Origin of the sequence: Campylobacter showae CC57C, from assembly GCF_000344295.2 — a bacterium.
Taxonomy (GTDB): domain Bacteria; phylum Campylobacterota; class Campylobacteria; order Campylobacterales; family Campylobacteraceae; genus Campylobacter_A; species Campylobacter_A showae_B.
Map to the genome: position 1 here is coordinate 1 of NZ_AOTD01000146.1, position 6,176 is coordinate 6,176.

Below are 6,176 nucleotides of genomic sequence, written 5' to 3' on the forward strand. Positions count from 1 at the left end.
GACTTGAACTCCCGACCTCCGGCTTATGAGACCAGCGCTCTAACCAGCTGAGCTACCGTGACGTTAAAGTTCGCAATTATATTCAACGTTTGCTTATATATTGATAAAATATTTTCATTTTTGCGCAGTAGAGCACTCGAAATTAAATTTTAAAATTTGATTCGCCGATTTTCGGGCACAAATTTCATCAAATTTAAATCTGTAAAAACCCAAATTTGAAGCAAAACCGCCAAAAATAGAAATTCGCATTTTCAGGATTCGGGTTTTGCCGCTCAAATTTGACGAGTTTAAATTTGCCAAAATAGGTCAAATTTGAAACAGCAAAGGCCAAATTTACTTGATAAAATAATCCCCGTCAAAGCTAACCAGCGAGTATTTGCGCTCGCTTCCGATACTGCTAACCAGCTCGTCCACGTCCAAAAACTCGAGACTGTCCGCGCCGATATATTTGCATACCTCTTCAGGCGTTTTGTTTGCGCTGATTAGCTCCTCGAAGCTCGGAGTATCGATGCCGTAGCGCTCGGGGTATTTTAGCTCGGGGCAGGCGACCTTGAAATGTATCTCTCTCGCGCCCGCGTGACGCAGTAGCTCGACGATCTTTTTAGAGGTCGTGCCGCGCACGATGCTGTCGTCCACTACGACTACGCTTTTGCCCTTGAGCAGGCTTGCCATCGGGTTTAGCTTGAGTTTGACCTTGAGATTGCGCATCTCTTGTGTTGGCTCGATGAAGGTGCGGCCGACGTAGTGATTTCGCACGATGGCTAGCTCAAACGGTATCCCGCTAGCGTTTGCGTATCCTAGCGCTGCCGGCGTGCCGCTGTCTGGCACCGGTACGACGAAGTCTGCGTCGATCTTGCTTTTTTTAGCTAGCGTTTCGCCCATTTTCTTACGCACTTCGTAGACGCTTTTGCCCTCTATGACGCTATCGGGGCGCGCGAAATAAATATACTCAAACGCGCAAACCCTAGGTTCTGGCTCAAAAAGGCGTACGCTCTCAAACTCGCTTTTGCCCTGCTCGAAAACCAGCATCTCGCCCGGCTCTACATCGCGGACGAAGCTCGCTCCCACTAAATCAAACGCGCACGTCTCGCTAGCTACGATGTAGCCGCCGTCTTTTAGGCGCCCTAGTGAGAGCGGTCTCACGCCCCAGCGGTCGCGTATGGCGAAAATTTTATGGCGCGACTGGATGAGTAGACAGTAGGCGCCTTTGATCTGTTTTAGGGCGGCGACTATGCGGTCTTGTAGGTGTTCGCTATGGCTTCTAGCGATGAGGTGGACGATATTTTCGGTGTCCATGTTGCTCTGAAATATCGCACCCTCGGCGATCAGTGCTTCACGGACTTCGTCTTTATTTACGAGGTTGCCGTTGTGCGCGACCGAGATTGAGCCTAGCGCGTAGTTTGCTGCGATTGGCTGCGCGTCGGCGGCGGAGTTTTTGCCTGCGGTGGCGTAGCGGTTGTGCCCGATCGCCATATCGCCTTTTAGCGCTTCAAAGCTCTTTTTATCAAAAACCTCGGTCACGAGCCCGCGACCTTTGACGGTTTCTATGTGTCCGTCATTGCACGCGCTGATACCGCTTGCTTCCTGGCCTCGGTGTTGCATGGCAAACAGCGCGTAGTAGGCCGTTCGCGCAGCGTCTTTAGAATTTATTACTCCAACTATCGCACACATTTTAATTTTTCCTTTTTGAGGCTCGTCTCGCGAGCGCTTTTTGCGGAGCTTGAAATTTCCGCCCTGCGACAGACTACATGTCTAGCCTTGGACGAAAATTTCTGCGCAACTCCAAAAATCATCTCACGCTACTTTGCCTCTCATGCTAAAATTTAATTATCAAAAATTTGAACGCAAAATGATAAGGCGCAGGATTTTTCGCTTAATTAAGGCGAAATTTAATTTTTAAGCGTAGGCTAACCGTGCGGGTTGCCGAGCTTGAAAATTAAATTTCAACGCAAAGTAAGTAGAAAAAGCCAAGCCACCTATTTTATAACCCCAAGCAATCGTCTATACCATAAAGCCCGCTTTGCTGCCCCGCCGTCCAAATAGCCGCCTTTATAGCACCTTTGGCAAAGGTCGCGCGGCTAGTTGCGGTGTGGTTTAACTCGATAAACTCGCCCTCGTTGTAAAATCCCACCGTATGCCTGCCCACGACGTCGCCGCCTCGCACTGCCAGGATCGCGATCTCGTCCTTGCTGCGAGCTCCGACCATGCCGTCTCTGCTCGTTACTAAAACGTCTTTTAGATTTAGCCCTCTAGCTGCCGCTACGCGCTCGCCTAGAGTCAGTGCCGTGCCGCTTGGAGCGTCTTTTTTGTGTCTGTGGTGTTGCTCAACGATCTCGGCGTCAAATTCGCGCAATGCCTTTGAGGCAAGCGCCGCCAATCTGTTTAAAACCGCGACGCCAAGGCTCATGTTGGTAGCGTAAAGTATCGGCATCGCCGCGCTTGCTAGCTTTAGCAGGTTCGCGCCGTCCTCGCCAAGACCCGTCGTGCCGATGACTAGCGGTTTTGGGTCGGTGCGGGCGTAGTTTAGTAGGTTTATCGCGCCATCTTTGATCGTAAAGTCGATAACGACGTCGCAGTTTGCAAAAAGCTCGTCAAATTTATCCGTGAGGATGGCGCCTTGGGGTAACGCAAAATCAAGCGGCTCTATAGTATAAGCCGCGCTAAGTTTCGCGCTAGGCTCGTTTTTTAGGCACTCGATGATCATGCGTCCCATTTTGCCGCTTGCGCCGTGGATTCCTATTTTTACCAAAATTTATCCTTTAAAATTTGGGCTAAATTTAGCATAAATTTTATAAAAAATAAATTTAGCACGGCCGCCGACTTCGCTGCGCACGGGCAAAAATATTAAAAATCGCGCTATATAATCGGCTTTTTAAATTTAAAGGACGACGATGAGGAAAATTTTATTTTTATTTCTAGCCGTTTTTGCGGCGAGCGTTTTGGCTAAACAAGCGCCGGTTGCAGAGACCGCTAAAACGCGGCAGCTGGACGCAAATTTGAGCGCGTCAAATTTGACGGCGAAAGATAAAACCGCGCAAAAGCTAAATTTGACCCAGGATGCTGCTATCATCAGCGGCGAGCTAGCAAACGGGCTAAAATACTACGTCAAGGAAAACAAGCAGCCCGCAAATTCGGCATATTTTTATCTAGTCGTAAACATCGGCTCGACCGACGAGCGCGAGAACGAGCTGGGGCTGGCGCACTTTACCGAGCACATGGCCTTTAACGGCAGCCGCGAGGTTAATAAAAACGAGCTGGTGAAAAAACTAGAGAGTCTCGGAGTGGCATTCGGCGCGGATCTAAACGCGCAGACTAGCTACGATCAGACGGCCTATCTGCTAGAAATCCACGTAAACGAGCAAAATTTAAAGGACGTTTTTCGCGTTTTTCGCGACTGGATCGACGGCGTGAGCTTTGACGCGGCCGAGCTGGATAAAGAGCGTGGCATCATCGTCGAGGAGGAGCGCGCTAGAAACACGCCCGCGTATAGATTTTACATCAAAAACCGCGTGCCCGAGCTCTACGGCGATAGCATCTACGCCAAAAGGTCGCCCATCGGCGATATGAATATCGTAAAAAACGTCGACGTAGCGACCATAAAGGGCTTTTACGAGAGGACGTATCAGCCTAGATTTATGAAATTTATCGCAGTCGGCGACTTTGATAAAAAGCGCATCGAGGAGATGATAAAGCAAAGCTTTGGCTCAGCAAAAAACACGAACGACTACGCGAGCCCCGATAAAACTATCCCTATAAAAAGCGGCTTTAGCGTAAATAACTACGACTCGGCCGAGATCGGGCTAAACTCGCTAAATTTGATCTTCACGCAAAAGTATAAATTTGACGGCGAGATCCAAAGGCTCAGGCAAAATTTGCTCGCAAACTACATCTCTGACCTCGTTGCTATGATATACGAGCAGCGAAATTTAGCCCTGCGCGGGCGATTTTACTCGCCGATCATCGAGGATCAAAATGTGCTTTACGCCTTTGAGATAAACGCCGTGGAGGATGATTTTAGCGGGGCGCTTAGTGATCTGGCGGGGGTTTTAAAGGGTGTGCAGAAATTTGGCTTTAGCAAGGCGGACTTTGAGAGTGCGAAAAAAGATTTTATAAACTCGGCTAAAAATGCTTATTTGCAAGCGGGCAACAAGCGCTCGAGCGCGGTCGCGGCAAATATCGAGGAGACGACGAGGATCGGCGGCGTGCTGCTAGGCGAAAAAGACCTGCGCGACGTTACTTTGGCGCTGCTTGAGGGCATCAGCCTAGATGACGTAAACGCCGAATTTAGGCGGATACTGGCCATCGACGCAAAAAATCTAAACGTAATTAGCGCCAAAGGGGCGAAGCTAAACGAGGCTAAATTTGATCAAATTTGGGCGGAGGCAAAGCCCTATGATACGCTGGCCGCAAAGCAGGCAAAGAGCGAGCTTTTCGACTACGGCGCGCTAAAGCCTAAAAATTTCGTCTCGAAAAAGCATAACGAGAAGCTTGATTTTTACCTTTACGAGCTACCAAACGGCGCGCGCGTCGCATTTAAAGAGATAAAAACCAAAAAAGATGTCGTCTGGCTAAGCGCGGTTAGTCGCGGCGGTACATCAAATTTGCCAAAACCAAAGCAGGGCGCGCTAGCCGTAGAGGTCTCAAACGAGAGCGGAGCGGGGGAGTTTAGCAACTACGACCTGGCTAAAATCCTAAGCGGCAAGCAGCTAAGCTATAGCAAATTTATCGATCAGCTTTCGCAAGGATACAGCGCAAGCTCGGCCAGCGCGGACTTTGAGTGGCTTTTGCGCGCGCTGTTTTTGGAGTTTAGCGAGCCTAGATTTGACGAAAACGCGCTAAAAAAGACGAAAATCAACGAGCTTGAAAAGCTGGAAAAGACCAAAAATCTGCCCGAGCGCAAATTTCGCGATGAATTTGCGAGATTTTTCTACGAAAACAACCCGCGAACAAACCCGCTCGAGGCCGCGGACATAAACGAGCTGCAGATGAACGACGTAAAAAAGATAGTGAAGGAGAAATTTACCAACGCGGCTTCGTATGATTTTATCGTGGTCGGCGATCTAAATTTGACCGCAGCCGAGCCGCTTTTACAAAAATATCTGGCAAATTTGCCCGCGCGCGGGGAACGCGAAAATTTCGTCGATGACGGCGTGAGGACGATTTCTGGCGAGCGGGAGTTTAAGCGAAGCTACCAAACCACGCAGCGAAGCGACGCCGCGATGATAATAAAAAACGAAAACGTGAAGTATTCGCGCCCGCAGCTACTGCGCGTAAACGCCCTATCTGCGGTGCTTTCGATGATGCTACGCGAGGACGTGCGCGAGGACCGCGGGCAGGTCTACGGCCTGGGCGTGCATATGAATCTCGCAAAATATCCGTACGAAAGCTTCACCGCGCATTTTGGCTTTACGGCGGCGCCTGATAACGTAAACGCCGTGCTAGGCGAGATAAAATCAAACGTCGCTGAGCTAAAAGGCGGCGCGGACGTCAAACGCTATCTGCAAAATTTCAAAAAATCAGCCCTCGTAAAAATGCGCCAATCCTACGTTCAGGGCGAATTTTGGACGCGCGCGCTCATGCGCGAGCTGGTTTCCGGCGATGAGGTTTTGAGCCTGGACGAGTACGAAAAGGCGGTAAATGCGCTCACCGAGCAAGACGTGAAAGACGCGGCGAAGCTCTATCTGGATGAGAAAAACGTCGTGATAAGCATAAACGATCCCGCTTCGGCGAAGTAAGTTTAAGCCTGGGCGGTAAATTTTATTTGCTGCCCAGGCGACGAGTAAAATTTGGCTTTAGATTCGGCTGAGGGCTGTTAAATTTGAAGCTAAATTTGCCTCTCGCCAAACGAAATTTGAGTTAAACTCGCTCAAATTTAACTCAAATTTTCCCCTGACATTTTATCTCCTTTTATCTATTTGCTTTGTAAATTTGAGTTTGAGTCTGATTTGCTTCGGTTGCTATCTATGTAAATTACCTGAGCCATGCCCTTTTTGGCTCTACCTATAGCGCTATTTATCCCGTCTCGTTTTTCCATTTCGTTTGCCCATTTGATAAAAGCTCTAATGTCTTTAAACGTAGCATTTTGATCAGGGCAATGCGGATTATAGAAATTTATTTCTTTGTCAAATTCTTCTATCTTTTTTGGGTCTATCGGCTTTGGTTTGTATTGTAAAAGA

The 6,176-nt window shown here is 48.8% G+C and carries 3 protein-coding genes and 1 pseudogene; 1 reads left to right on the plus strand and 3 read right to left on the minus strand.

Translation table 11 applies throughout. The features are described from left to right. Positions 1-333: 333 nt before the first annotated feature. Together purF and dapB are read right to left on the minus strand one after the other, a co-directional pair. On the minus strand, positions 334-1,671 hold the full coding sequence (gene purF / locus H740_RS05595) for an amidophosphoribosyltransferase (protein WP_002952265.1): 1,338 nt from the start codon (positions 1,669-1,671) through the stop codon (positions 334-336). A 310-nt stretch (positions 1,672-1,981) separates the two neighbouring features. Continuing rightward, on the minus strand, positions 1,982-2,749 hold the full coding sequence (dapB, locus tag H740_RS05600; protein WP_002952266.1) for a 4-hydroxy-tetrahydrodipicolinate reductase: 768 nt from the start codon (positions 2,747-2,749) through the stop codon (positions 1,982-1,984). A 142-nt stretch (positions 2,750-2,891) separates the two neighbouring features. On the opposite strand from dapB, the gene H740_RS05605 reads away from it, so the two are divergent. Then, positions 2,892-5,735, plus strand: coding sequence for a M16 family metallopeptidase (locus H740_RS05605; protein ID WP_002952267.1), 2,844 nt, complete (start codon positions 2,892-2,894; stop codon positions 5,733-5,735). A gap of 176 nt (positions 5,736-5,911) precedes the next feature. Here the strand turns inward: H740_RS05605 and H740_RS11930 are convergent. Then, a pseudogene (locus H740_RS11930) lies at positions 5,912-6,176 on the minus strand (ankyrin repeat domain-containing protein); the annotation flags it as partial.